At 55.2% G+C, this 25,547-nt stretch carries 22 protein-coding genes and 1 pseudogene; 9 read left to right on the top strand and 14 right to left on the bottom strand.

Annotated elements, in window-relative coordinates; all coding sequences use genetic code 11:
- Nucleotides 1-21: 21 nt before the first annotated feature.
- On the bottom strand, nt 22-897 hold the full coding sequence (locus GC090_RS10255) for a polysaccharide deacetylase family protein (protein WP_033741691.1): 876 nt from the start codon (nt 895-897) through the stop codon (nt 22-24).
- 19 nt (nt 898-916) lie between these two features.
- Complete coding sequence (locus GC090_RS10250) at nt 917-2,293, bottom strand: amidase family protein (protein ID WP_324019658.1); 1,377 nt, start codon at nt 2,291-2,293, stop codon at nt 917-919.
- Between the two features lie 284 nt (nt 2,294-2,577).
- Here GC090_RS10250 and GC090_RS10245 point away from each other — a divergent pair, with 284 nt between their 5' ends.
- Nucleotides 2,578-3,621, top strand: coding sequence for a GntR family transcriptional regulator (locus tag GC090_RS10245; RefSeq protein WP_205958469.1), 1,044 nt, complete (start codon nt 2,578-2,580; stop codon nt 3,619-3,621).
- 122 nt (nt 3,622-3,743) lie between these two features.
- On the opposite strand, the gene GC090_RS10240 is transcribed toward GC090_RS10245, so the two are convergent.
- The 5 genes and pseudogenes from GC090_RS10240 to GC090_RS10220 all read right to left on the bottom strand — a co-directional run bounded on the left by GC090_RS10240 (nt 3,744) and on the right by GC090_RS10220 (nt 8,928).
- Nucleotides 3,744-4,394 (bottom strand): hypothetical protein, encoded by a 651-nt coding sequence (locus tag GC090_RS10240; RefSeq protein WP_050504985.1) that lies wholly within the window; start codon nt 4,392-4,394, stop codon nt 3,744-3,746.
- Between the two features lie 144 nt (nt 4,395-4,538).
- Nucleotides 4,539-4,928 carry a RidA family protein gene (locus GC090_RS10235; RefSeq protein ID WP_006119165.1) on the bottom strand — a complete coding sequence of 130 codons (390 nt, stop codon included), beginning with the start codon at nt 4,926-4,928 and terminating at the stop codon, nt 4,539-4,541.
- Between the two features lie 9 nt (nt 4,929-4,937).
- On the bottom strand, nt 4,938-6,269 hold the full coding sequence (locus GC090_RS10230; protein WP_054633748.1) for an NAD(P)/FAD-dependent oxidoreductase: 1,332 nt from the start codon (nt 6,267-6,269) through the stop codon (nt 4,938-4,940).
- A 23-nt stretch (nt 6,270-6,292) separates the two neighbouring features.
- A pseudogene (locus GC090_RS10225) lies at nt 6,293-7,764 on the bottom strand (aldehyde dehydrogenase family protein).
- 33 nt (nt 7,765-7,797) lie between these two features.
- On the bottom strand, nt 7,798-8,928 hold the full coding sequence (locus GC090_RS10220) for an alanine racemase (RefSeq protein WP_324021563.1): 1,131 nt from the start codon (nt 8,926-8,928) through the stop codon (nt 7,798-7,800).
- 93 nt (nt 8,929-9,021) lie between these two features.
- Between GC090_RS10220 and GC090_RS10215 the strand changes: the two genes are divergently transcribed.
- The 4 genes from GC090_RS10215 (at nt 9,022) to GC090_RS10200 (ending at nt 12,075) form a co-directional block, all read left to right on the top strand.
- Entirely contained in the window at nt 9,022-9,936 is a 915-nt protein-coding gene (locus GC090_RS10215) for a LysR substrate-binding domain-containing protein (RefSeq protein WP_006119169.1), read from the top strand.
- 334 nt (nt 9,937-10,270) lie between these two features.
- Nucleotides 10,271-10,834 carry a fasciclin domain-containing protein gene (locus tag GC090_RS10210; protein ID WP_006119170.1) on the top strand — a complete coding sequence of 188 codons (564 nt, stop codon included), beginning with the start codon at nt 10,271-10,273 and terminating at the stop codon, nt 10,832-10,834.
- Nucleotides 10,835-10,876: 42 nt separating this feature from the next.
- On the top strand, nt 10,877-11,431 hold the full coding sequence (locus GC090_RS10205; RefSeq protein ID WP_033741702.1) for an RNA polymerase sigma factor: 555 nt from the start codon (nt 10,877-10,879) through the stop codon (nt 11,429-11,431).
- Complete coding sequence (locus GC090_RS10200; protein ID WP_039340315.1) at nt 11,428-12,075, top strand: anti-sigma factor; 648 nt, start codon at nt 11,428-11,430, stop codon at nt 12,073-12,075. Before GC090_RS10205 ends, GC090_RS10200 begins: the two co-directional genes overlap by 4 nt.
- 10 nt (nt 12,076-12,085) lie before the next feature.
- On the opposite strand, the gene GC090_RS10195 is transcribed toward GC090_RS10200, so the two are convergent.
- Nucleotides 12,086-13,729 carry a methyl-accepting chemotaxis protein gene (locus GC090_RS10195; protein ID WP_324019648.1) on the bottom strand — a complete coding sequence of 548 codons (1,644 nt, stop codon included), beginning with the start codon at nt 13,727-13,729 and terminating at the stop codon, nt 12,086-12,088.
- A gap of 828 nt (nt 13,730-14,557) precedes the next feature.
- Between GC090_RS10195 and kup the strand changes: the two genes are divergently transcribed.
- The gene (gene kup / locus GC090_RS10190; RefSeq protein ID WP_033741705.1) at nt 14,558-16,426 is read left to right on the top strand and encodes a low affinity potassium transporter Kup; all 1,869 of its coding nucleotides are present in this window, start codon (nt 14,558-14,560) and stop codon (nt 16,424-16,426) included.
- A gap of 59 nt (nt 16,427-16,485) precedes the next feature.
- Here the strand turns inward: kup and GC090_RS10185 are convergent, their stop codons facing one another.
- Complete coding sequence (locus GC090_RS10185) at nt 16,486-17,109, bottom strand: FMN-binding negative transcriptional regulator (protein WP_050504986.1); 624 nt, start codon at nt 17,107-17,109, stop codon at nt 16,486-16,488.
- Between the two features lie 97 nt (nt 17,110-17,206).
- Between GC090_RS10185 and GC090_RS10180 the strand changes: the two genes are divergently transcribed.
- The gene (locus GC090_RS10180; RefSeq protein ID WP_324019644.1) at nt 17,207-17,623 is read left to right on the top strand and encodes a GFA family protein; all 417 of its coding nucleotides are present in this window, start codon (nt 17,207-17,209) and stop codon (nt 17,621-17,623) included.
- A 5-nt stretch (nt 17,624-17,628) separates the two neighbouring features.
- Here GC090_RS10180 and GC090_RS10175 read toward each other — a convergent pair whose 3' ends face one another.
- Both GC090_RS10175 and hipB read right to left on the bottom strand, forming a co-directional pair.
- Complete coding sequence (locus GC090_RS10175; RefSeq protein WP_324019642.1) at nt 17,629-18,732, bottom strand: HipA domain-containing protein; 1,104 nt, start codon at nt 18,730-18,732, stop codon at nt 17,629-17,631.
- Nucleotides 18,732-18,971, bottom strand: coding sequence for a type II toxin-antitoxin system antitoxin HipB (gene hipB / locus GC090_RS10170; RefSeq protein ID WP_033741710.1), 240 nt, complete (start codon nt 18,969-18,971; stop codon nt 18,732-18,734). Before hipB ends, GC090_RS10175 begins: the two co-directional genes overlap by 1 nt.
- Nucleotides 18,972-19,083: 112 nt before the next feature.
- Here hipB and GC090_RS10165 point away from each other — a divergent pair, with 112 nt between their 5' ends.
- Nucleotides 19,084-19,536: a GNAT family N-acetyltransferase gene (locus GC090_RS10165; protein WP_324019637.1), complete on the top strand. Its 453-nt coding sequence runs from the start codon at nt 19,084-19,086 to the stop codon at nt 19,534-19,536.
- Nucleotides 19,537-19,574: 38 nt separating this feature from the next.
- Here GC090_RS10165 and GC090_RS10160 read toward each other — a convergent pair whose 3' ends face one another.
- On the bottom strand, nt 19,575-21,953 hold the full coding sequence (locus tag GC090_RS10160; RefSeq protein WP_039340306.1) for a glycoside hydrolase family 3 N-terminal domain-containing protein: 2,379 nt from the start codon (nt 21,951-21,953) through the stop codon (nt 19,575-19,577).
- A 21-nt stretch (nt 21,954-21,974) separates the two neighbouring features.
- Complete coding sequence (locus tag GC090_RS10155) at nt 21,975-23,354, bottom strand: MFS transporter (protein WP_164481968.1); 1,380 nt, start codon at nt 23,352-23,354, stop codon at nt 21,975-21,977.
- 521 nt (nt 23,355-23,875) lie between these two features.
- On the opposite strand from GC090_RS10155, the gene GC090_RS10150 reads away from it, so the two are divergent.
- Nucleotides 23,876-24,508 (top strand): acyl-homoserine-lactone synthase, encoded by a 633-nt coding sequence (locus GC090_RS10150; protein WP_006119202.1) that lies wholly within the window; start codon nt 23,876-23,878, stop codon nt 24,506-24,508.
- Here GC090_RS10150 and GC090_RS10145 read toward each other — a convergent pair.
- The gene (locus GC090_RS10145) at nt 24,480-25,229 is read right to left on the bottom strand and encodes a helix-turn-helix transcriptional regulator (RefSeq protein ID WP_039340302.1); all 750 of its coding nucleotides are present in this window, start codon (nt 25,227-25,229) and stop codon (nt 24,480-24,482) included. The genes GC090_RS10150 and GC090_RS10145 overlap by 29 nt on opposite strands.
- Between the last annotated feature and the right edge of the window lie 318 nt (nt 25,230-25,547).

Below are 25,547 nucleotides of genomic sequence, written 5' to 3'. Positions count from 1 at the left end.
CACTCTGCAAGAGGAAAAGGCTTAACGCGGCTGGCGCGCTAAGAAGTCGTCGGCAATTTCGTCGAAAGTGACGAAACGCACGCCCTGGTGACTCTGGATGTACTTAATCAGGCGTTCCAGCATCAGCAGCACCTGCGGACGGCCTGATACGTCGGGATGAATCGTCATGGTAAAGACGGCATAGTCGTTTTCGCGATATACCCAGTCGAACTGATCGCGCCAGATCTCCTCCAGATGGCGCGGATTGACAAAACCGTGGCTGTTCGGTGACTTCTTGATAAACATCATGGGTGGCAGATCATCCAGATACCAGTTAGCGGGGATCTCCACCAGGTCGGTCTCTTCGCCGCGCATCAGCGGCTTCATCCAGGTGTCCGGATGCTGGCTGTAGTCAATTTTGGTCCAGCTGTCGCCTACGCGAACGTAGTAAGGATGAAAGTCGTTGTGCATCAGGCTGTGATCGTATTTGATGCCTTTTTTCAGCAGCAGCTCATTGGTCACATTGCTGAATTCCCACCAGGGCGCGACGTAACCGGTTGGACGTTTACCCGCAAGCTGCGTCACCAGTTCAATACTGCGATCCAGCACCGCCTCTTCCTGCGCGGGCGTCATGGCAATCGGGTTTTCATGGCTGTAGCCATGCACGCCAATCTCGTGGCCGGCGTCAACCACCGCTTTCATCTGCGCCGGGAAGGTTTCGATTGAGTGGCCGGGAATAAACCAGGTGGTGCGCAAATTATGTTCAGCAAACATTTTCAGCAAACGCGGTGCGCCCACTTCTCCGGCGAACAGCCCGCGTGAGATATCGTCAGGGGAATCTTCCCCGCCGTAAGAGCCGAGCCAGCCGGCAACAGCATCCACATCCACACCAAATGCACATAAGATTTCTTTCGCCATCTTTTCTTCCTCTGGAGCGTTAAGCGCAGACCGAATCGTCTGCGGTAAAAAGACCTGCCAGTCGGCTGGCAGCGTGAAGGAGCCGGCGATCTTCGCCAGCCGGTAGAGAGAAAAGCAGACTGGTATGCAACCCACGGTCATCGGTACCGCTCGGCAGGGCGATGCCCGGCATATCCAGCAGGCTGCCCGGCATGGTCAGGCGCAGCGTGGCCACGTTGGTCTGGGCGAACAGCGCGCTGTCCTGCATCAGCGGACCCAGTTCCGGTGCGGTATGGGCCACCGTGGGGGTGATCAGTATTGCGCCCGCCAGCTCCGCCGCCAGGGCCTGTTGCCACTGCTGACGTTGGGTCAGAAAGGTATCGAGCACGGCCGGGTCCTGCTCGCTGGCGGCAAGCAGACGTTCGCGCACTCTGGCATCCATGCGTTCTGCGTCAGGTGAGGCTAATAAGAGGCGATGCAGCAACCAGGCTTCGCGCCCACCCGGCCAGCCTTTTTCAGCGATCCAGTCAAGCGCCTGCGTAAACGCGGTAAGCGGCTGGCGGTCAATGGCAAAGCCGGCCGCGTCGAGACGATCCAGCATTCTCAGGCCGTTATCGCGAACGGCGGGCTGGCATGTCATGAGGAGCGCGTCGTCAACCCGGAAACGGGGTTCAGGAAAGGCGGTGGTATCCGGACCGCACAGGATGTCATCAAGAGCGATAGCATCCCGGACGCTGCGGCATAACGGGCCGAGGGTATCCAGCGAGCGGGCCAGCGGAAAAACGGCGTCCATGGCATAACGGCCACGGCTGGCGCGGTAGCCCGTAATGCCGCTGAATGCGGCCGGAATACGAATGGATCCGCCGGTATCGGTGCCAAACGCGATACAGGCCAGGCCTTCCGCGATTGCCCTGCCTGCCCCGCTGGACGATCCGCCCGGCGCGTGCAGGCTGCCCGCTGATGACCGGATAACCGGTGTACCAAACGCGGGATTCAGGCCGAGTCCGGAAAACGCAAATTCGCTGAGATTGGTTTTGCCGATCGTGACCATGCCCGCCGCCGCGCACCGGGCAACGACGGGTGCATCCTGTCGGGCGGGCGAAACGTGTTGCCGGGTGGCCGAACCGGCGGTGGTCTGGCAGTCCTGAAGGTCGAACAGGTCTTTCCAGGCCACCGGAATTCCATCCAGTGGACTCAACGGCTGGCCCTGCCGCCAGCGCTGCATAGAGGCTTCGGCCTCTTCACGGGCGCGCGCCGGGGTGAGCGAAATAAACACCGAAGGTACATTTTCTGCGGCGGTCAGGCAGGCCTCAGTAAACGCCAGAGGTGAAAGGCGGTGCTGTGCATAAAGCGCACTGATTCCCAGCGCATCGATCTGACCCTGAATGTATAACTGACGGACGGTATCTGGCTGCACACGCTTACCTTTAAATGTATATTGCAATTTAATGTACATTTTAAGATAGCAATAACGATGCCAGGAAAAGGACTGTTAAGTTACATATTTGTGATCTTATCGATCATAAAATAATTTAAATCAGTAATAACAAAAGCTTAAATTGGGAGTGGTGACGGACATTTGTGCAGGCGGAGTAAAATCCTGTCTTTGTATTAAATGTACTAATTTATTTATGATCCATTTTAGAGCGCTGTGCACTAACGCAGTGCTGTGCGCGGGCAGCCGTCGTTATTTCCTCAGATGTGATAATCTGGCGGGCAGGATGGGAGCGGAAAAAGACAATGCGAAACATAATGAATGGAGCAGACATGGATGACGCCGGTTCTGCGCGTTATGAAATCATCCGCCAGGTGCTGCTTAACGTGCTGCAGCAAAACGCTGTTCCTAAAGGCCTGGTGTTGCTGGAAGGTCCGTTAGCACAGCTGTTCGGCACCAGCCGCGTGCCGGTCAGGCGGGCGTTAAGTATGCTGCATGAACAAGGCTGGATTGCCCGCTTTGAAGGCCGGGGCTTTATCGTGGCCCGTGACGACGAAGACGTCGAACCCGTGCGCATTGCCCTGACGCGCGAACTGTTGGGGCTGGCGCATCATGAGGAACTGGTCGACACCCGCAGTACGGGTGAAAAAGTGCTGGAGCACCTCCAGGGTGTGCTGTCGACCGCGATGATCTTTGGTTGCTATCAGGTGGATGAGCAGGACGCGGCACACTATTACACCACCAGCCGGGGCGTGATTCGTGAGAGCTTAATGCGCCTGCGTGATAAAGGCCTGGTGGAAAAAGAACCCTATTCCCAGTGGCTTACCGGTCCGTTAACGGCGCGCGAGCTGGGCGACCATTTTGAAATCCGGGCCAATCTTGAACCCGCAGCGCTGCGTAAAGCAGGCGAACGGCTGGACGTCGACTGGCTGAAGTCGCGGCTGGATAACGCGAAAAAATCGCAGGGTAAGCAGTTAACGGCCATTGAACTGGAAACCCTGGAAGAAGATCTGCACATTCGCTGCCTGGAGCCTGCCGGTAACAAGCTGATGATGCAGATACTGCGACAGCACCAGTCGCCCTTTATCGTCACGCGCATTTTCTATGACCTGCTGCGTATCCCTGTCGACAGTGCCATGCTGGATGAACACTGCCTGGTCTATGAATTTTTGCTGAAACGGAACTGGGAACTGGCGGCCGCCTGCATGAAGGATCATCTGGAGCGCGCGCAGGTTCGCACGTTGCAGCGGCTGAAAGTGTTATCTGTGCTGCCTGTTCCGGCCTTTCCGGATTTTATGGCACGGCGCTAGTCGCTTATAAAGGTGACGCTGTCACGTAAAAAGCGACGTCTTCTCCTCCTGTCACACTAGCCCGTCACCGGTTCCCTCTTCAGTGCTGAACGCGTCATGTCGGACATGGTGACTCAGCCTCTTTACCGACGCGCGTAAAACGCTTGAAAAACAGTCACCGGTGCGCTGACCGCCAGCGGCTGAAGCGGAAAACCGGTCGCCAGGCGGGAAGGATGAAACTCGCCCTGAATATGCTGATACAAGTGCGACGCACGTTCTGCTCTGAGGCTACCGTCCCAGCGCAAAAACTGTCCCCAGAGCGGCATATTACGGTAGCGGTCCGTGACCGGCATGGCCGAACGCAGGTACGCGGGCGGAAACAGCCGACGATAGCGGTGATGATGGTAGAGCCACGACAGCCCACGAAGGGTTTTTATCGCGGGCGTGAGGGTCACTATCTGCGCCAGTAAACCGCACAATTCGCGCTGACGCGCGGCGACCTCGCTGTCACACAGGGGCGAAACCGTTCCGTCAGTGCGGTCAAAATGAATGCGTGCGGACCGATCCGTTTCCAGACTGAATGAGAAACAGCCCGAACGCCCCACCACATCGGGTGGGGCAACAGGCGGCCGGGATTGCCAGACAGCCAGCGTATACTCAGCATCTTTATCGGGGTTGTGCCGCAGGCCGCGAATATAGTCTGACCAGGCAGGAAGCTTACGATCGAACCGCCGCCCGCACCCCAGACGAATAAAAATGTTTGTGTAATCCATAATCGCGTTGGCCAGCGGCATGCCTGTGCCTGACGCCACCCAGGTCGCGAAACCGGTATCCTGAAGAATTCTGCGGTGAGCTTCATGCCTGGCGGCCTTCTCCTGACGAGCATATGCGCATTTTACCATCCCTTAGGGCGACGCGCCGCGGGCAAAGCGCGCCGTTCAACGCGTCTGCACCGCCGTCGCTTCAATCTCTAACAGGACACCATAATGCAGTCCGGAAACCGGCACCACAGCGCGGGCGGGTTTCCAGCTCCCCAGCCACTGCGCGTAAAGCGCATTAAAATCATCCCATAATGCGATGTCAGCCAGATAGACTCTGACCATCACCAGTTGCGATCGGGTAAGGTTCTCCTGGCGCAGGCAGGTATCCAGACTGGCAAAGACCTGCAGGACCTGATCGGCAAAGGGCGCGGCGCTGAGCATCTCCCCTGCGGGCGTGGCCGGTAACAGACCCGAAATAAACATCATTCCTGCCCCCAGACAATAGTGGGAGTAATGACCGGGATGCGGCTGGTCATTGATATCACGCGCCTGCAATCGCTGAAGCATATTTTCTCCTTACATCATGCCAGGTTGTTTCAGGGCGCTGCCATCGCGGAAACGGCTGTAACGGAACGCCGTGGGGTCCACGATGGGATCATCCCCGGTCACCAGATCGGCCGTCAGGCGGCCGGCACCGGGCCCGATGCCAAAGCCATGCCCACTGTAGCCCGCCGACAGAACCAGACCGGGAAGCTGTGGCACGGTGGAGATGACCGGTATATCGTCAGGCATACAGTCGATGACGCCGCCCCAGGCCTGCGTGACTCGCAGCCCGGCCAGCGCAGGATACTCACGGCCGATGGCCATCAGCCCCTTTTCTACCACGCCGTCCGACACCGTCGGGTCCAGAATGCGGATTTTTTCAAAGGGAGACGGGCGCTCCATTGACCAGCGCGCCAGCGACTCCGGTCCCTGTAAAAAGGAGGTCAGGCGGATTTTGGTTTCCAGATTGAGCCGACGTGCTTTGTATAACGGGAAGAACTGACGGGCATATTTCAGCCCCTGAATGCCGGGCTCAAGACGACCCGTGCCGGACAGTGCGATGGTATAACCGCCGTCCGATCGTGGCCGACAGGCAAACGCATCCGTATAGAAAGGCCGGGTAATCACCTGTTCGACGGGATAAGTACGAAACGCACTGCCGATGACATTACCTGCAGGTAAATCGATGCCGTGCCGGCGACAAAACAGCGATGTCCAGGCACCTGCGGCGCAGACCACGCGCGAGGTTTTAATCAGACCTCTTTCCGTGATCACCCCGCTCACCTGACCTGCCGAAATATCCAGCCCGCGCACCGCACAGCGCTGAAACAGAAAGGCGCCTTTTTTCACCGCCGCCTCCATCAGGCCTGGCGCGGCGAGTGCGGGATCGGCATAACCGTCATCGGGTGAATGCACGCCGCCTTTCCACGCTGTGCGGCTACCGGGCGTCATGGCTTTTGCCTCTGCGGCATTGAGAATCTGGCTACGAATACCGTATTGCTTCGCCATTTTCCCCCAGTTATCCCAGTTGCGGATGTCCTTTTCCGTGCACGTTGCATAGACCAGCCCGGTGGCGCGGAACCCCACGTCCATGCCGATTTCCTTGCTCAGCTCATGCCAGCGTTGCAGCGCATGCAGGATCAGCGGGATCTCCCGTTCATCCCGGTTAAGCTGGCGGCACCAGCCCCAGTTACGGCTTGACTGTTCAGCCCCGACCAGGCCCTTTTCGATCACCGCCACCCGATAGCCTTTTTGGGTGAGCGCCCAGCAGGTTGCCGCGCCGACAATGCCTGCCCCAATAATCACTACATCCACCGAGTCGGGAAAATGCGTACTGTCCTGAACCAGCCTGAGCGGTGCGGGCATAATATCTGCTCTCCAGCGAAAGATTAAAAATCGATTAATACACTTTTATAGCGCTGACAGGCTTCAAAGGCCTGGCGGCCCAGATCTTTACCAAAGCCGGATCCCTGAAAACCGCCGGTAGGGATAATGAAATCCCAGGTGCGGCGATAGCGGTTAACCCACACCGTGCCGCTGTCCAGCGCGCGCATTAAGCGCATCGCCCGTGGCATGTTCAAGGTGTGGACGCCCGCGCACAGACCAAAGACCGCATGCTGCGCCAGCGCCAGGGCTTCTTCCTCATCGGTAAAGGTCTGAATGGTCAGCACCGGTCCAAAAATCTCTTCGTGCAACGCCACGTTATCCGGGCCGACGTTCTCCAGCAGTGTGGGCTGCCAGAACCAGCCTTCTTTCGTATTGTCGTAGCGTTTTCCACCCACCAGCACCCGCGCCCCCTGAGCGACGGACTGCGCAATAATCGTGGCCACTTTTTCACCCTGGCGTGCGTCAATCAGCGGACAATACCGTGTTGACGCGTGCCAGGTCATGCCGGGCACGGGTTTCTGACAGCGTGCAATCAGCTTTTCTGTCACACGTTCAGCAATGCCTTTTTGAATAATCAAACGTGTTCCGGACACGCAGGCCTGACCGGCATTCACTGTGAATCCCAGAAAGAGGCGCTCGGCAATCTCGTCGGCGTCACCGGCGTCATCAAAGACCAGCTGCGGGCTTTTGCCGCCCAGCTCCAGCGTGACCGGTTTAGTGCCGTGCAGGGCCGCCTGGCTCATAATCGCCGCACCGGTGGCAGTGGAGCCGGTAAAGGAGACCTTGCGCACCAGCGGATGCGTTACCAGCGCATTACCGGTGACCTTGCCGCTGCCCTGGATCACATTCAGCACACCGGATGGGATCCCCGCCTGCACCGCCAGTTCGGCCAGACGGGCCGTTGAAAACGGCGTCAGTTCAGACGGCTTCAGCACCACCGCGTTGCCTGCCGCCAGAGCCGGGCCGCATTTCCAGGAAGCCATCGACAGGGGAAAATTCCACGGCGTGATTGCGCCGATCACCCCATAGGGCTCAGGCACCAGCATGCCCAGGCTACTGTGCTGCGTTGGAAACACGTCACCGCTGTATTTGTCCGCGCATTCGGCATAAAAACGCAGGGCCGCCGCGGTAAAGGGGACTTCGATATTGCGCGCATCGGTGACGGGCCGGGTCGATCCGACGGCTTCCAGCTGCGCCAGGTATTCACTGTCTTTTTCGATTAAGTCTGCCCAGCGCGAGAGGGCTGCACCCCGTTCTCGTGGCGAACAACCCGACCAGCCGCTCCTGATGCGCCGTGCTTCGGCCACGGTCACGGCATCGTCGACGGTAGGGCATCCGCCTCATGGATCTCTGCATAATGCTGACCGTCAGAAGGCCGTTTAATGCCCATAGCCTGACCGCTGGCGGATACAAATTGTCCGTCGATAAAGTGTCCGCTGGACAGGTGAACGTCATCGGGGTTGAAATCAGTCATACGTGCCTCTTAAAAAAAGAAAGGATCGGGACATCACCAGCCGGTGACGCGATGCCAGACTTCGTGTTTCCCGCTCTGGCTGTCCATCACCTGATACCGGGTGTGCATTCCGGCAGTGGCGCAGGCGTGATTGGGCAAAATCCGCAGCCGGGTCCCGAGCGAGAAATCCGTGACCTGGTGACCGCTGTCGGGCGGAATGGCGATAATGCCGTGTTCCTGATTGGTGGACGACAGCAGGAGTCCGGTGGATCGCCCTTCGCTGTCACATACCAGGCCGTAGGCATAGTCGGTTTTTTGCGAGGCGGTACCACGGTCGCGCGACATCGCCATCCAGCCTGCATCGACAAACAGCCAGCCTTTCTCAGCGTTGTGGCCAATTACCGTGGTGACAACAGAAAGCGCGATATCGTCGGCGGTGCAGACGCCGAGGTTGGTCATAAACAGATCGAAAGTGGAAAACACCCCGGCGCGCACTTCCGTTACCCCGTCTAAATCCCTTACGGCATGGGCCGTGGGCGTCGATCCCACGCTCAACACCGGACAGGTCACGCCAGCCGCGCGAAGGCGCTTAGCCGCTTTGATGGCGGCCTGGCACTCCGCCCGTGCCGCCTGTGCAATCTCGTCCTGCGTACGACAGTGATACGATTCCCCCGCGTGAGTTAACACTCCTTCGACATGCATTCCGTTCTGCTGCAAATACGCGCCAATGTCGGTCAGGGCGCTGTCGTCCGGTTTTATGCCGCCCCGATGACCGTCGCAGTCAATCTCGATAAACACGCTAAAGGCCACCTGATGCTGCTGCCCGTATGCAGATATGGCCTGCGCCTGTGTCAGACTGTCGAGCAGAAGATGCACCTGGGCACCCTGACGAAGACAGGCCGCGATGCGCGGCAGCTTGTCCGGCGCAATCCCCACGGCATAAAGGATATTGCGGTAACCTGCGGCAGCAAACGCCTCGGCTTCAGCCAGTGTGGACACCGTGGCCGGTGAAGCCCGGTCACGCAGTAGCCAGGGGGCCGACTGTACCGTGCGTAGCGTTTTCAGATGGGGGCGAATCTGACAGTGCAGGCTATCAATATGATCGTAGAGCCTGCGGATATTCCGCCTGAACTTTACTTTGTCCAGCAGCAGATACGGCGTTGTCAGTGAGGGATCGTTAAGCATCATTGTCTGTCCTGAGGGATTTACTGGATGCTCTCATCAATGCATTTAGTTTAAAATGCAGACACACCCAATTAATGATTAGGTTTGAACCTAATGATCAACAGTGACGATCTGCGGTTTTTTCAGGTGATCTCCGCCAGCGCGACCCTGGCCGCCGCCGCCCGCTATCTGGATATCACACCACCGTCCGTGACCCAGCGGCTGCAGCACATTGAACAAAAAATGGGCATCAAGCTTATTTTGCGTCCGGCAAAACGGATCATTCTGACCGACGAAGGTGAAGCGTTATTAGCACGCGCGCGGCTGATTTTGCATGAGCTGGACCAGCTACAGGATGTGATTGACCAGACCCGAAACCGGATAAGCGGCACGTTGCGGGTACTGGCTCCGCTGGGATTTGGCTCGGAATATATCGCGCCCTTGCTCTCCGATTATGTTGACCAGCATCCCGATCTCAGCGTGGATCTGATGCTGTCAGATAACCCGAACTGGATGCAGGCCGATAAATGGGACGTGGCTATCTATATTGGCAACCTGCGGGACTCGTCGTTGTACAGCACCCGAATTGCACCTAACCGCCGCGTGCTGTGCGCTTCGCCGGATTATCTGCAGCGCCACGGTGTGCCCACGCATCCCGCTGAACTCACGCAGCACCACTGTCTGGTTATCCGTGAAAATGCTGAGGACGTGACTCGTTGGGTGTTTGCGCATCAGCATGACCCGGTCACCGTCAAAATTACGCCCCGTCTGGCAAGTAACGATGGTCGGGTGATTAAACGCTGGGCCCTGCAAGGCAAAGGGATTATGGTGCGCTCAATCTGGGACATCAGCAGTGAAATTAAACAGGGGCGACTGGTCCCACTCCTGCCTGAATTTATGCTGCCGCCCGCCGACATTGCCGCGCTGACCAGCATGCCAGAAATCAAACGCCTGCCCCGTACTCAGGGCTTTATTACGTTACTGAAAACCACCTTTAGCGCGCCGCCGTGGATGCAGAACGAACAGTAAGCCACAGGTCTTGTTGGGGGGACAGGTGTGCTTCGCGGTCCATAAGGCTTATCAGCCGCTCACGCCAGCTGTTGCGAACGGCATGAGGTCTGAAGCACACAGGAAACGGGTTGAGTGTGCTTGAATCGCTTTGTGTTAGTGACGGTATCGCCTGGCCGGACAGCCCGTGAAAATTGTGCTTAAACGGCCAGGCGTGCTTGACCGTACCCGTGCGCCCGCCTCCAGCGGATAAATCTTCGTAAAAAAAATTATTTTTTTCTGCATCCAGTGACGCCCCTGCTCTCGTATCTCTCTTTGCAAGACACTTACCCACTCTCTCTTATGAGGATTTACGATGAAAAAGTTCTTCGCTGTTGCCGTAGTTTCAAGCGCATTCCTGTTTACTGCCGCCTCATTTGCCGCAATGGAGTCGGGCTCCGTGATGGTCGGTGGCGCTGCGATGTACCCTCAGAAAAATATCGTTGAGAATGCGGTGAATTCGAAAGATCACACCACGCTGGTGGCGGCGGTGAAGGCGGCCGGTCTGGTTGACACACTACAGGGTAAAGGGCCGTTTACCGTCTTTGCCCCAACCAATGCCGCGTTCGCGAAACTGCCCGCCGGTACCGTCGATAATCTGCTTAAGCCGGAAAACAAAGCGCAGTTGACCAGCGTCCTGACCTACCATGTTGTGGCAGGCAAATACGACATGAAAGCGCTGGAGAACAAGATTAAGCAAGGCGGCGGTCATGCTGAACTGAAAACCGTTAACGGCCAGCCGTTGTGGATTATGAATAATGGCCCACACAATATTCAGCTGAAAGATGCACAGGGTAACGTGGCTAATATCAGTACGTATGACGTCAACCAGAAAAACGGCGTGATAGATGTGATTGATACCGTATTAATGCCAAAGTAATTCTCTATACTCAAACGGAAAATCACATCATTCAGGATGATTATGGACAAGGTGCGGGCAGTGGAGCAGGTAACCCTGATGCAGGCGATCGTGAAAGGCGATCGCCTGGCGTTCGAAAAACTGTATCGGCAAACCTCGCCGCACCTTTTTGCCATTGCCTTACGGATGTTGCGCCATCGCCCCTGGGCGGAAGAAGTGCTGCATGACTGCTTTCTCACCATCTGGAGCAAAGCGGAGACCTATGATCCAGCGCTGAGCGCGCCGATGACCTGGATGACGCAGATCGTTCGTCATCGTTGTATTGACTGGTTACGTAGCGGACAGGCGCGCATGGCCAGTACAGAAGAACCGCATGATGATGCCCTGCTGGTCGTCGATACCGACGAACCGGACAGCAGGCCCGATGATGCCCAGGCTGCGCGCCTGCGTCGCTGTATGGAAAACCTTAGCAGCGAGCAACGGCAGAGCGTTACGCTGGCCTATTATCAGGGCATGTCACACAGCGATATTGCTCACTGGCTACAGCAGCCGGTAGGTTCGGTGAAAAGCTGGATCCGCCGTGCCATGGCCCACCTTCGGGAATGTGTCGGACTATGAACAGACAACAACGTGACGATGCACTCTCTGCCGAGTACGCCATTGGTACGCTGCGTGGCCCTGCCCGGTTACGCTTTCAGACGCGCCTGCTGACCGAGCCAGAGCTGGCCGAACAGGTTGCCAAATGGCAAACGTTACTCGCTGGGCTGGACAGTCAACTGATACCCGAAATCCCGCCGGATCGGGTCTGGAAGAAAATTGTCCTGAATCTGCCCGCAAAACCCTCTGCCCGCCCTGCCCGCCGCGCCGCACTGGGCTGGATGGTAGCGGCGGCCATTGCGGTCCTTGCCCTTTTTTCCTGGCGCATGTTTTACGTGCCAGAGTTTACCCCGCTTACCGTCATGAGTGACGCTCAGCAACACAGCCAATGGGTGGTCAGCGCCGACCACGATTTAACCCAGTTACGGGTGACGCCATTGCAACCGGTAACGGCTGACAGCCACACCAGCCTGCAGTTATGGCTGATTCCAACAGGCAGTCGTCCCATTTCGCTGGGGTTACTTAACGCTGAACAGGCCACCCAACTGGCACTGAAACGGCAAGATTCCCTGAAAAACGCGGTGGTCGCCATCAGCCGGGAGCCGCGGGGCGGCTCACCGACCGGGCAACCCACCGGGCCCGTACTCTACAGTGGTAAAATATAGGCCCGACACATCAGAAATGTTGCCAGTTTGCGTCCTGATTTGATGCCGATGCGCTCGCCATCGCGAAGGCGGGTTTGAGCGGCGCCACCGTGCGCGCCTGTACAGCGGGAGCCTCGGTCAGCACGAAGGCGGCAACAAGATCATTCAGTGCGCCTGCCTGATCCATCAGCGAGCGCGATGCTGATGACGCTTCCTGCACCAGCGCGGCGTTCTGTTGCGTAACGTCATCCATCTGATGCACAGCCTGATGGACCTGACTGATGCCCAGCGACTGCTCCTGAGACGCAATGGCAATCTCATCAACCAGATCGGTGACCTGGCGAATTGCATCATTCATGCGCCCCATATTTTCCCCGACCTGCTCTGCCTGGCTGACGCCCGTTTCCACATAACGCATCGACGATTCGATCAGATCTTTAATCTCCCGTGCGGAGGCCGACGAGCGTTGGGCAAGATTACGCACTTCACCGGCCACCACGGCAAAGCCACGCCCCTGCTCGCCGGCACGGGCGGCCTCAACGGCGGCGTTGAGTGCCAGGATATTGGTCTGAAACGCCACACCTTCAATCAGCGCGATGATGGCGGTGATTTTCTCCGAACTCTGTTTAATATCGGTCATGGTGCCTAACATGGTGTGCACTTTGTCAGAGCTGTCACTGGATATCTCACGCGCGTTTTTAGACAACTGGCTGGCAAGACGGGTATTTTCAGCCGTCTGACGAACCGTTTCGCTCAGTTCAGACATGCTGGCCGCCGTTTCCTCAAGCGACGCGGCCTGCTGTTCGGTTCGTGAGGAGAGATCTTCGTTACCGGCTGAAATTTGCGACGAGGCCGTGCTGACCGAGTGGGCGGACCGTTCGACGGCAGACAAAGACTGCGCCACATTCTCCACCAAAGCATTAAATGCTTTTGCCGTTAACCCGATTTCATCTTTACGTGCGTCATCGGCACGCAGCGTTAAATCAAGCCGCTCGCTGGCGTGCTCCATGGTTGTGCGCATACCATTCAGATGGCGACGAATGCTTAATATAGTACGAACAGATAACGCGCCCAATATCAGGATAATGACGCTGGAACCGGCGATTAAGGCCCATAAGGTTTGATGATAAACGCGGTTATTCTCTTTTTGAAAAGCCGCGCCCACCTGCACATTAAACTGCAGTTGGTTCTGATAACTTTCAATGAGATCACGGATAGACTGCCCCACGCCGTCCGGGCCTTGCAACGCGGAAAGAGAATGAGCGTCATCATGCGAACGCGAGTATTCAAGGAAGGCAGGTAAGCGCGTCTGGATCTGTTTAATCAGTGCCAGCGCATGTTCACTTAACTGCTTATCCTGATCGTTGGTAATTTCATTTTTTAAATAGAACAGTGTCAGGCCTTTCAACGTATCCATCTTCGCAGCGATTTCTTTTTCGAACTCAACCTGCTTAGCCGAATCTTTGGCACTCTGGTGGCGGTAAAGCGATACGTTAACCCGATTACTGCCGTTGACCATTTTATCAAGGTCTACAATTGAAGGTAGCGTGTTGTCTTGCACGTACTGAAAACGCGACTGAAAGCCTGCTAACACCATGATGACGATCACTACCATCGCGACCATGGCGGCGGAGAGTAGAGAAAACGTCAGGAAAAGTCGCTGTGTAATAGTCATATTAAAACCCCGAATATTAAGACGGTAATTCTGTAAGTAATGCTGAATAACGCCAGCAATAAATATATCGACGCTTCAGGCATTAGCATTAATGTCAGATGGTGCTGTGTCGCAAAGATATCAGGGCAACACGTTTATTTTCATAAAAACAGATTAGCCCGCTGAATGAGAGTTTGACTATTAAAGGCAGAAAGGAAAATTAAAAAGAAGAAGTGATAATGATTAAAAATAAACAAAATTTATTTTCAGCCATCGTTTATCCAACCTTATTTAAAACGACACACGACATTAATCAGTAAAAGTTGGCTAAAGACAGCGCAAAATCGTCTTCACTCCCTGCCCACGACACCGTATTTGTCTTTTATTTTTTGAAATTAATTAGCCTTAAAAAATCGCCTGCCGCATTAATCATAAATAAGGACTATTAAAAAATATTTTTTTAAAACGGCAGAGGCTGCGTGGTGTTTCCTGTACGGGCTGATTACACTTTGAGGAACTGTTCTGAGCGTGCTCGGACGCGTCCGCATGCTGTTACGAGGGAGGCAGCGTTGAGATGAGACCTTATCCGCGTGTGTTGACCTGGCAGGCGAATCACGCGTCAGGGGGAAACGGTAGCGGTAAAGGGTCAGCGTCAGGCCTCACTGCCGGATAAATCGACAGTTGTATAAAAATGCCGTAAAAATAAAGCGTAAAGCTGTAAAAATGCAGTACATAACATCACCAGCTACTCCCTAATTCACAGCAAAACGCGTAATGTCATGCTCAGCGTCAACCGGTGTAACTGTCGGTTTGAAGCTTATGATGACGTGAAATACAACAGGACATTAAATGGCCCAGTCTGAAAAGCAATCCCTTCCAGCCGGTATGCTGGCAGCAGCAGGGATCGTATTTGGTGATATCGGTACCAGCCCGCTTTATACCTTAAAAGAGTGTCTTTCTATCCTTCCTTCTGGCGCGGTCACCGAAGAAGCCGTGATGGGCTTTCTGTCGCTGATCTTCTGGGGACTGATGCTGATTGTGACGGTAAAATATGTCATGTTCATCATGCGCGCCGATCACGATGGCGAAGGGGGAATACTGACCTTAATGTCGCTGGCCCGGCAAAATGTTGGCGCCACGCTCAGCCGCGTCATTGTGCTTGCCGGTTTGACGGGCGGCGCCTTTTTTTACGGCGACGGCATTATCACGCCGGCCATCTCAGTGCTGTCTGCCGTTGAGGGGATCGAGGTTGTTGCACCCGCGCTGGATCGCTATATCGTGCCGCTGGCTGTGGTGATTCTGACCCTGTTATTTGTGATTCAAAAACACGGCACTGAACGGGTCAGCCGCGTCTTTGGGCCGATTATGCTGGTGTGGTTTATCACCCTGGCGATACTGGGCGTGCACGGAATTCTGATGAATCCCCATGTTCTTCATGCGCTCAACCCGGCATTTGCGCTGAAATTTCTGCTGAATCATGAAGCCCTCTCTTTCGCAGCTTTGGGCATGGTGGTGCTGGCGGTGACCGGTGCGGAGGCCCTGTATGCTGACATGGGACATTTGGGGAAAACCCCCATCAGGCTGGCGTGGCTGATCATTGCCCTGCCTGCTCTGGTGCTGAACTATTTCGGTCAGGGGGCGCTGGTGCTGGCCAGTCCTGCCGCGATACAAAACCCGTTTTATATCCTGGCCCCGGTCTGGGCGCAGATTCCGTTAATCATTCTGTCGACGCTGGCCACCGTTATTGCGGCTCAGGCGATCATTAGTGGGGTTTATACCCTGACACATCAGGCAATTCGTCAGGGCTTTTTGCCGCCGATGCGCGTCATTTTCACCTCGGCAACCGAATCGGGACAAATCTACATTCCGGTAGTGAACTGGTTACTTTTCGGTGCGGTGACCGTCGTCATCCTGGCCTTCCGTCAGTCCTCGGCCCTCTCTTCGGCGTACGGCATCGTGGTGACCGGCACCATGGTTCTGACAGCCTGCCTGGCCGGTATCGTCGCCTTTAAAAACTGGAAATGGCCACTGCCCGTGGCGCTGGTTTTCCTGCTCTGTATGTTGGCGATCGACGTTCCGTTGTTTATTTCCAACCTGATGAAACTGCTGTCGGGCGGCTGGGTCCCCGTGTTGCTGGCGATGACGATGCTGATGCTGATGCTGATCTGGAGCGGAGAGCGTTCAAGGCTCATTCGTCGTCTGACTGACGATCCCGTCAGGTTAAAAGCCCTGATTAGCTCGCTGGAGGCTTCGCCCCCGATGCGGGTTGGCGGTACGGCAATTTTTCTGACCCGCAAAGAGTATGAAATTCCGCAGGCGCTGCTGCATAACCTGAAACACAACCGGGTGCTGCATGAGCGGACGGTTCTTCTGCATATCAAAACGGTTGACCTGCCGCGTGTTCATAACCAGAAGCGCATCGCGCTACGTCAGCTTTCGCCGTCCTTCTGGCAGGTGACGGCCGAATACGGCTGGCATGAACGGCCTTCCATGAAAGATGTGTTGCACCTGTGCGGGCTGGAAGGATTTGGCTGTACGTTAAATGAGGCGTCGTTTTTCACCTCTCACGACACGCTGGTGATGAAGAAACGACGCGGTCTGGCACATGCCCGTGGTGCCATCTTCCATTTCTTCCAGCGCAATGCGTTACGTGCCCATGAACAGTTTATGATCCCGCCAAACCGCGTCATTGAGCTGGGTGGGCAAAAAGAGTTTTGATTGACGTACCCGGGCAGCCTCTTCATGTGACGCTGCCTGGTTTATTCTCTCCTCAGCCTTTACGCGCCGTGGTGACGGGTCAGTACGTCTGGCCGGAAGCGGCTCAGCCAGTCCTGAGCAAAGCGCGCATAATCCGCATACGCACCGCCCTGGGCAGCCAGTTGCTGGAAAACATTAAGCTGTTCGGGTGGACGGCGATGCTGCCCAAGCTTCAGCGTGCCGCTGATGTGGCTAATCTCTATCCTGACACCGGTGATGCCCTGCATCAGTTTTTGTTGATAATCATCGGGAAGCCGTTGTTTATCCTGCCTCAGGCCCGGTTGAAACGCGGCTAACATTCTGTCCAGCGACTGGCCCAGTTCCGCCTGCGTCATCAGCCTGCTGATGCCTTTCACGCTGACGGCGGCATAGTTCCAGGTTGGAACGGCAGGTGAGGCCAGATAGTAATCCGTACTGATAAAGGCATGCGGACCCAGAACGCTCAGCAGGCACGGCTGCTGCGCCAGCGCAACCCGTTGCGGATTATTGCGTGCCAGATGTGTTTCAAGAACGTTTTCACCGTTGAAGCAAAACGGAATATGGCTGATTTGCAGATCGCTGCTCACCAGGGTTCCAAACGTGTGCTGCGTGAGAAAATGTCTGCACTCTTCCGGCGTCATGCTGGTGTCTTTTACGTTAAGCATTCACAATATCCTGGCTGAATTCCCTTTCGTCTTTATGCCATTAACCCCTCATCTCTGTCACGCTGCGAAACGTGACAGGATGAAAAAGGAGCAAGCGATGTCAGAAATCACTTCAGGACAGTGCCACTGTGGTGCGGTTGCGTTTACTGTTGAACTGCTGGATGGACTGAATAAGGCCCGACGCTGTAACTGTTCATTTTGTCGGATGCGCGGTGCCGTGGTGGTGTTTGCCCCTGCTTCGGGGCTGACGATCCACAAAGGGAAAGCGGCGCTGAGTGAATACCGCTTTAATTCCGGACAGGCGGTGCATTATTTCTGCTCGGTTTGTGGTATTTACACCTTCCACCAGAGCCGCTCTAATCCCGAACAGTTCGGGGTTAACGCGGCGTGCCTGACAGGCGTTTCCCCTTTTGATTTCGCCTCCGTTCCCGTGACGGATGGCATGAACCATCCCAAAGATGGGGGCAAAGGCGGCGTGGCGGGACATCTGATTTACCAGCCGGAAACGTCATGATCCCTTCAGGTCAGCGAACGGACCTGTTCGAGCATCAGCAATGAATGGCTGAAAATCGCATCGGCCACCACCAGAGAAACCTCTTCTGGCAGGCTGTCACGTACCCGGATCATCGCAGCCGGTAAAGCAGACACAAAGCCATTCAGGATAGCGTGCATCTGCTCCTCACTGAACCGCACGCTGCGGGCACTGGCCAGAAAGTGTGAGGGCGCGATCTGCGTGATGCGATGCAGCTTGCCCGCCGGGCCAGTGACACCAAGGGGTAACTGGATGTCATCGCGGTCCATTTTGCGCTGAGAGCGCGCGGGCCAGGCGGAGACCAGACACCGAAACGGTGCCAGCCGAAAACTCCCCTCGCGCTCGATGAACAATCTGATATGTCGGGCATCCAGACTGGTGATGCCTGTTAACCACTGAAATACCAGGCAACGCATTATCGCTTCGCGATCGGTAAGCGCGCTGCGCGATCCCATCAGTAATCCCATCAGTGCCTCAAGGCCCGGACCGCCCGATTGTTCATGACTGCATGCGGGCGAGAATCCCAGCGCCTGGCACAGGTTTTCGGTGGGAAGGCGGTAGCAATGCGTCCGGTCCGCATTCCAGCGACGGTCGTCACGCGTGATGCACAATTGCCAGCCCCCGCCTTCCTGGCGAAGCGGCCTGGCATCCGGTACAGGCAGGCCCAGTTCACGCGCCAGCGCAAGACACAGAAAGGCGTTGTCGCTGTCGGCATGTGCGCTGGCCATGTCGGACATTATGGATTCGTCATCCAGCTCAACGGGCTGCTGGTTTACCGGCAGCATGATGAGTGCACCCGGTAACCGGTATCCCACTTTTTGCAATACGGCGAAAACCCCACAGGATTTTGTCTGGAAAGCTTCGTTCTTTTCCTTTTCTGTCAACGGGATGGGGCTTAGTAGGTTTTCGAAGAAATAGCTCACCCTGACTGAGTGGTGGGCGGCGCGTTGCAGCGGCAGTGACAGTGAGAGAGGCCGGGTGAGCGGATGCTGAAGCCAGCTGGCAGCGTACTGGAAGCTCAGCGTCCCGTCATGATGCTGCATTAACGTTCCGACCCGCTCACCGTTCATCCAGGCGATGAGTTTTGCCATTACCAGGCATCCTCCGCTGGCGTGGTCGGGGGCGTTTTGATCTGCAGCGCCAGAGCAATATCCAGCGCCTGCAAAATTTTAAACAGCGTTTCCAGTGAGGTAGACTCAGGATAATTTTCAAAATGAGACAGCGTTGCCTGTTTCAGGCCCACGCGTTTGGCCAGGTCGGTTTGGGTCCAGCCCTGCTGCTGACGCAGGCGTTTCAGCTGATTAGCTAACTGCCGGGGACTGTAAATCATCTTGCGCGCTCCATCATTCATCAGAATTTATCCCTTGGAGGGGATATTTATAGCGTAGATGCCCCTTTTGATAACGGCAATATTATCCCTTACAGGGGATATAAGGACAAAAATGTGCAGGCCCGTTAACACCACTTTTTCGCTGACCGTGACTCACACGCTGAGTGAGCAGGACAAGCAGGATCTCTTTACCGGGCTGCGTGCCTGGAATCATCAGTTTATTGACACGGCGTTATGGGGACCGCTGTCGGTCATGTGTCGTCACGATCAGGGGCCGTTACAAGGCGGGCTGGCTGGCAGCATTAAAGGCCGCTGGCTGTGTATTGATTACCTGTGGGTCAGTGAAGCCCAACGTGGTGCGGGCCTGGGCGGTGAGCTGATTCGTGCTGCGGAACAGGCGGCTGTGGCCAGAGGCTGCCACAGCGCACAAGTGGATACCTTTAGCTTTCAGGCCCTGCCCTTTTACCAGAAACAGGGCTATGTCCTGAAAATGTCGCTGCCGGATTTTCCCGAAGCCGGTATGCAGCGTCATTACCTGACGAAAACGTTGTGCGAGCACACCTAAACGCGCCTGCCCATCCGCTTAATGGGCAGGCGAAGGCCTCAGTCGGCAACGTTGACCGAGCAGGTGCTTAACATCCGCCAGTGTGTCGGCAGCACACGCGTTTCTCCCGTTACCGTTACGGTGCTGACGCCATGAATATCACGGCACGAGGAACCTGTCTGCAACTCGAACTCACCCGGTTCGACAATACGTTTACCATCGCCACGGGTAAAGTTGAGCATATCGACAGGAAGCGTAAAGCACAGTTCGGCTGACGCGCCTGGCGCCAGCGTGACGCGCTGAAACGCTTTCAGTTCCTGAAGCGGGCGTACCCGGCTGGCGATTCTGTCACGAACATAGAGCTGGACCACTTCACTGCCCTGCCGTTCCCCCCGATTGGTCACGGTGATCCGCAGGCGGATCTCGCCATCGATCGCGACCTGATCCTGTTCAGGCTGAGGCGCGCCCCAGTCGAACGTCGTCCAGCCCAGACCGAAGCCAAACGGATAGCGTGCGCCAAAATGAAACGCGATGGGCGTTCCACCGCTTTTCAGTTTGTGGTTGTAATAGAACGGCATCGCGCCGACGTTTTTCGGGATACTGACCACCAGTCGCCCCTGCGGTTCTGCCCGCCCCGTCAGCACATCGGCAATCGCCCAGCCGCCTTCCTGGCCCGGCGCCCAGGCGAGCATAAAGGCCGCGACCCGCTCCTCCAGTCCTTGCAGGTTGTAAGGTCGCCCACCCGTCATCACCACAATCAGGGGCTTACCTGTGGCGGCCAGCGCCTCCAGCAGCGGCTGCTGAACGCCGGGCAGAGTCAGGCTGTCGGTATCCGATCCTTCGCCTACGGTGCCGCTTTGAAACAGCCCCGCCAGATCCCCCACGCAGGCAATCACGACATCGCTTTGTCGGGCAACCTCAACCGCCTCGTCAATCAACCCGGTATCCTGAGACACCGGCGACTGCTGCATTGGTTTCGCCCCGCTGTCACCCGGGAAAACCGGCGCACCGGCGGTGCGGGTTTCAATGATATGGCACCCTTTGGCATAGCGGACCTGCTGCTCACCCAGATAGTGTTGCAGTGCGGCCAGCGGCGTAGTGACCTGTGATGTTTCTTCCAGCATATCGCTGATGATCAGGTGAACCGGAAAACTGTAGCCGCTCAGCAAAGCCAGCGGATCGTCAGCACAGGGCCCGACTACCGCCACGCGCGCGCCGGTTTTCAGCGGCAGAATCCCGTTATTTTCCAGCAGCGTAATCGACTGTGTGGCGACCGTACGCGCTACCTGACGGGTTTCCTCGTGCTGAAGACAAATGTCCGCTTCACGGATGTATGGATCGTCGAATAACCCCAGGCGAAATTTTTCTGTCAGGATACGGCTGACAATACGGTCAATCGTCTCCATCGACAGCAGTTGACGGGATACCGCCTCGGCCAGATGACGCGCGCAGTCATCCTTAGGCAGTTCGACATCCAGACCGGCATTAAACGCCAGTGCCGCCGACTCCGCCGCATCCTGCGAAATGCCGTGATGCTGATGTAGCAAACTGACGCCACCATAGTCCGCCACGATAAGGCCATCGAATCCCCACTGCTCCCGAAGCACGTCGGTCAGTAAAAAACGATCGCTGTGGCTGGGTTGATTATCGATGTCATGGTAAGCGGGCATGACCGAGCCGGCATTAGCCAGCTTTACGGCCATTTCGAACGGCAGCAGGAACGTGTCGTTCAGTTCGCAAAAACCGAGATGGACAGGCGCATGATTGCGCGCACCTTCGCTAAATGAATGGCCTGCATAGTGTTTGAGCGTAGCCAGCAGATCGCGCCGCTCGCCCTGTAAACCTTCGACATAGGCCGTTGCCATCACGCCCACCAGCCAGGGATCTTCTCCAAAGGTTTCTTCCGTTCTGCCCCAGCGGACATCCCGTGACACATCCAGTACCGGAGCCAGCCCCTGCTTACAGCCAACGGAACGCGCTTCGGCACCAATATGCTGTGCCGCCCGTTTCACCAGCCCGGCATCCCAGGTAGAACCGTAGTTAAGCGAGGACGGAAAGAGCGTAGCGCCTTTGCAGAGTAAACCCACGAGGCACTCCTCATGAAACAGGGCCGGGATGCCAAGGCGCGAGCCTTCAACCAGGTCGCGTTGTAAACGGTTCGCGGCACGCACGCCAGTGACGGCATCAACAATGTGCGTGCCCAAAGGACGGGTAATCTGACCAACGCCGTGCGTTAACCGCGCCTTCAGGATGGTGTGTTCGCTGACGCCCGTGAAGTCATCGCTCAAATCGCTTCGCGGCTGATGATTGCCCTGTTCATCCAGGATGAGCCAGTAGGCGTGCATCTGGGCGAACTTCTCTTCGGCCGTCATGCGCGACAACAGATCGTCTACGCGTACGTCAATGGGCTGATGAGGATCCTTATACATCTCGGTCATGTTTCTCTCCTTTCGCTGAGATCAAATTGTGTTTTCAGCATCGTGTCGGGCTTCTGCGGCGCGTTTTGCCGCCAGCGCTTCGGCAATCGCATTGACTCGCGGGCTGTTAAGTTGATAGAAAAAAAGCAGAAGCAGCATGGCGATAAACAGCACGCCGGGGATGATGTTATGCATCAGGTTGATGGTGGTAATGACCTGGGGTGACTGTGCAGCGACGCCGGGTTGGTAGTGCACCAGACCGAGGATCCAGCCCACGACGGCACCGCCCATGGCCAGGCCAAATTTGATGGCAAATAAGGCGGTTGAGAAAACCAGGCCGTCGAGACGTCTGCCGCTGCGATGTTCTTCATAATCCACGACGTCAGAAAACATATTCCATTGAACAGGCGTGGTCAGATTCTGAACAAAGCCAAAAACAATATTCAACCCAATGATTAACCAGACCTGGGACGGTGGAATTAAATAAATGACCGTCAGAAAGAAAACAAAACTGACAAGACAGACCTGATAAGCACGAATGCGGTCGAATTTTCCTAATATACGTTCTGATAAAAATGCACCGCATAATGCGGCTATCATGCCCGTCACAATAAAAGTAAAGACCAGGTCAGGTCGCCGTAAGACATAATTCATGTAATACAGGGTCGATGAGCCGCGCGTCACGACGGCGGTCAGGAGCAGGATGTTAAAAATAATAATGATGCGCCACTGATTGTTTTTAGCGAGCAGCTTGAGATCCGACCACATTGACCCCGCTGTATCGTTGTGGGGTAAATAACGCTCACGCGTCATAAAGAAGCAGCAGTAGATTAACACCACGCCCAGAAATCCCATCAGGCCCATGGCGTAAAGGTAACCCTTTGCCTTGTCTCCCTGCCCCAGCCATTCGACCAGCGGCAGGCCGATCACCGTGACCACCAGTCCGCCGATAAACGCACAGGCAAACCGCCAGGATTGCAGCGAATGGCGCTCGCGTGGATCCAGGGTCAAGGCTCCGGGCATCGCGCAGTAAGGCACATTGACAGCAGAATAAATAAAACTGAGAATTGCATAGGTGACGCAGGCATAGACAATTTTGGCGGTCGGGCCGGCATCCGGCACGTAAAAGGTGATCAGGCAACTGACGCCGAACGGAATCGCGAACCACATGAGCCACGGGCGAAAACGGCCATGACGGGTTCGGGTACGATCGACCAGTGCCCCAATACAGGGATCGACAAACGCATCGGCCAGGCGCACCACTAAAAACATGGTGCCCATAATCGCGGCCGGTAAGCCGAACACATCCGTGTAAAAATAGGCCAGAAATAAGGTGGCGGTTTGCCATACCATCGAACTGGCGGCATCACCGATGCCGTAACCCAGTTTTTCTTTCGTTTTAAGCTCAGAGGATATAGTCATTATAATTCGCCTTATAATTCGGTAATTACCTGTCTTAATCAGCTATCCCTGGCCCACGCGCAGGCAGGCCCGGCTCAAGTATTAGTAAACTGCGCCAGGTCAACAATTACCGAAATTAACAGCCAAATTATGATTTTTAGTTTTTTCTGTGGTTTGTGATACAGGACATATTGATTACTCTCTAATATAAAATTTTACGCGAACCGGGGATGAAAAATAGCGATGCGCATCTGGCATTAATCTGTTAAATGCCCCTTTAGCACAAACCGACTGGGAAAATATGCATTTTTGAAATAGTATTGTTTAGTTACTATTTGTATTGTGTTCTGCCGCGTTATGACAAATAATATCCCTTCAGGGACAGTTTTACCGCTTGAGACGCTTTATCCTGCCCATTGACAGACAGAAAACGACGCCATTCGCTCGAATAATGGTTAATTAACTGAACGTCATAGTGAAAAGCTTGTAAAATCAGTGCAGGATAACCGCGAGGGCCGCAGTAACTTTTAAGAGGAAATGGAATGCTTGAACTGTTTGACGTCAGTTACGAAGAACTGCAAACCACCCGTTCAGAAGAACTTTATAAACTTCGCAAGAAAACATTTAGCGATCGTCTGGGATGGGAAGTCATTTGCAGTCAGGGAATGGAGTCCGATGAATTTGATGGGCCCGGTACACGTTATATTCTGGGAATCTGCGAAGGACAATTAGTGTGCAGCGTACGTTTTACCAGCCTCGATCGTCCCAACATGATCACGCACACTTTTCAGCACTGCTTCAGTGATGTCACCCTGCCCGCCTATGGTACCGAATCCAGCCGTTTTTTTGTCGACAAAGCCCGCGCACGCGCGCTGTTAGGTGAGCACTACCCTATCAGCCAGGTCCTGTTTTTAGCGATGGTGAACTGGGCGCAAAATAATGCCTACGGCAATATCTATACGATTGTCAGCCGCGCGATGTTGAAAATTCTCACTCGCTCTGGCTGGCAAATCAAAGTCATTAAAGAGGCTTTCCTGACCGAAAAGGAACGTATCTATTTGCTGACGCTGCCAGCAGGTCAGGATGACAAGCAGCAACTCGGTGGTGATGTGGTGTCACGTACGGGCTGTCCGCCCGTCGCAGTCACTACCTGGCCGCTGACGCTGCCGGTCTGATAAGATCCAGTTCTACACCCAGTCTGATAGCCTGTCGGGCGTTACTGACGCCCAGTTTCACGACCACATTCTTGATGTGAAACTTCACGGTACTCACAGAAATGCCCGTAATAGCGGCAATCTCAGCATAGGTTTTGCCCATACTCGCCCAGTACAACACCTCATTTTCACGCGAGGAAAATATCGTTTTGTCCGCGCTCTGATTTAACGCCGGGGCTCGCTCGCCTTCGGTACCGGCCAGGCGGTACATCTGCTCGTTAAAATCAATCAGCAGCATCTGCATCGTGCCCTGTTCGGCAGCAAGGCGTTGCTCCAGCGCAGCCTGATCGTTGCCTTTAATGATCACGGACAACAGAGCAAGGTTGTTCATGTGGTCATGCAGGACATAGGTAAAGCCGTTAACGATGTTGTATTGCTTGGATAAAGAGAAAATTTTGGTGAACCGCAGGTCGGACATCAGCGTAATATTCTCATCCCAGGCAAACGGCGAGGTGCGTTTAAAGGCCGTGAGAATAACCGGATCGGTCAGCTGAAAGTTGTTAGCGCGGTATAACCTAATCCATTCGTCAGGATAACTGGAAATAATCAGAACATTTGAAGGATTTTTTTTGCTCACAACAGTGTAAGCGTAATCCGGACTACCCAGCGGAGATAACTTTCTCTGTATGTAAGTCTGAAGCGTATCCGTTATTGTTTGATTTTCAAGGAAAAAAGAAAACATTCAGGCTCCATGCTGCTTCTTTTACTTAACGTGGACTTAACCTGCACTATAGTACAGGTAAGATGATACTTAAGAGTAACTTACAATGAATCATTCAGAGGTTACAATGGCTTCAGTTGTTTAGCGGTAAAAAAAAACCTGACCTGTACGGCCAGGTCGCTAAAACAGCCAACACCAGGGAAAACGTCCGGCCAGACGTCACAAAATATAAAGTGATGCTGGCCGGGACACTCATAGTAACATCTTTGAAACATTTGTACAAACATTCACGGTTACTCAATCTGCAGCAATTCTCCCCCTTAATGACTGTTAATACAA

The sequence above is a fragment of the Pantoea sp. JZ29 genome (genome assembly GCF_035190385.1).
GTDB classification, from domain to species: Bacteria; Pseudomonadota; Gammaproteobacteria; order Enterobacterales; family Enterobacteriaceae; genus Pantoea; species Pantoea stewartii.
This window is presented reverse-complemented; position numbering and strand designations above follow the sequence as displayed.